This window comes from Micromonospora sp. MH33, assembly GCF_003013775.1.
GTDB lineage: Bacteria > Actinomycetota > Actinomycetes > Mycobacteriales > Micromonosporaceae > Micromonospora > Micromonospora fulviviridis.
In genome coordinates, this window is the sequence record NZ_MUYZ01000639.1 from 1 (window position 1) to 1,304 (window position 1,304).

The 1,304-nt window shown below is 75.0% G+C and carries 2 protein-coding genes and 1 pseudogene; all 3 read right to left on the bottom strand.

Going from position 1 to position 1,304, the window contains the following annotated elements; translation table 11 throughout:
• Positions 1-78 precede the first annotated feature (78 nt).
• The gene (locus B0E53_RS36575) at positions 79-528 is read right to left on the bottom strand and encodes a DUF742 domain-containing protein (RefSeq protein ID WP_107079928.1); all 450 of its coding nucleotides are present in this window, start codon (positions 526-528) and stop codon (positions 79-81) included.
• Positions 525-989: a roadblock/LC7 domain-containing protein gene (locus tag B0E53_RS36580; RefSeq protein WP_107079929.1), complete on the bottom strand. Its 465-nt coding sequence runs from the start codon at positions 987-989 to the stop codon at positions 525-527. The genes B0E53_RS36575 and B0E53_RS36580 overlap by 4 nt, the downstream gene beginning before the upstream one ends.
• Positions 986-1,304, bottom strand: a pseudogene (locus tag B0E53_RS36585) (histidine kinase); the annotation flags it as partial. The pseudogene B0E53_RS36585 and the gene B0E53_RS36580, both read right to left, overlap by 4 nt.

Consider the following 1,304-nt stretch of genomic DNA (forward strand, 5'->3'; position numbering starts at 1 on the left):
GCGGCGGGGGCGGCGGGGGCGCCGTACCGGAGGGCGGCGCTGTTCGCGGCCGGCCCGCCCGCGGCGGCGGCCGGCCATTCAGGAGATCGCACGGAGTCCGTCAATCACTCGCAGGATGAGGTCGGGGTCGAGAACCTCGTCGGCGGCCCCGAGGTGCACGTCGAGGTGACCGGCGGCGCGGAGGTCGCCGACCAGCACCCGGGTCACGCCGAAGTGCATCCGCGTCCGGGCGGAGATCTCCGCGACCGAGATCGGTTCGGCGCTCAGCGCCACGATCGTCGCCAGTTCCGGGGGCAGCCGGCCGATCACCGCCCACGAGCCGCTCTCCGGCCGGGCGGTCACCTGGGTCTCCAGGCCGATCGCCGGATCGCCGTCCACCCGGCCGGCGGTGAGCACGAACGGACGCGGCCCGGTCGGCTCGCCGTCGCCGGCATCCGGCCCGGGCGCGGGGGAGGGCGCGCGCAGGAAGGGCCGGATCCGGGTGCCGGGTTCCGGCTCCGGGTCCTCGCCGGCCGCCTCCGGGTTCATTGCTGGACGGCGTTCTTCAGCTCGGCGATCAACCGGGGGCTCAGGGCGCCGCCGGCCCGGCCGGCGAAGAGTGTCATCTCGTACGCCACCGTGCCGAGGTTGGCCGAGCGGTCGGCGACCACGCCGAGCACCGAGCCACTGCTGATCGCGCTGATCAGCAGGTACCCCTCGGCCATGTCCACGATCACCCGGTTCAACCCGCCGAGCGCGTACCAGCTCGCGGCGCCCCCGGCGAGGCTGGTCATGCCGGACACGACGGCGGCGAGCCGCTCCGCGTTGGACCGGTCCTTGATGGCGGACATGGCCATCAGCAGGCCGTCCGAGGAGACCGCGATCGCCTCCAACACCCCCGCGGTGCTGGAGGTGAACGAGTCGAGCAGCCAGTTGAAGGTGCGCGCCTCGGGGCTGAGGCCGCCGGTGGCGCTCTGGTCGGTGCTGTCGTGCAGGAATGGGCTGGTCACCGTGATGCGTCCTCTTCGTAGCGTTGGTCTGGACTGACTTCGCGCAGAGCACGGGCGACGCCCGCCTCGAACTCGGTAATGAGGTTGCGGACCTCGGCCGGGTCCCCCGGGTGGGAACTGGCGGGCGGGGCGGTCCGCACCGGGGACACGGCCAGGTTCGCCCCGGGCACCCGCTGGCTGAGCCGGGGCCGGCCCGGGGTGGGCGCGGCCGGGGCGGCGTCGTGCTCGGCCCGGCGTACCCCGTCCTGGAACGCCTCGACGAGCGCCCGGACCGTGGCCGGGTCGGCGGGAGCGTCGGCCACGAGCCCGGCCGCC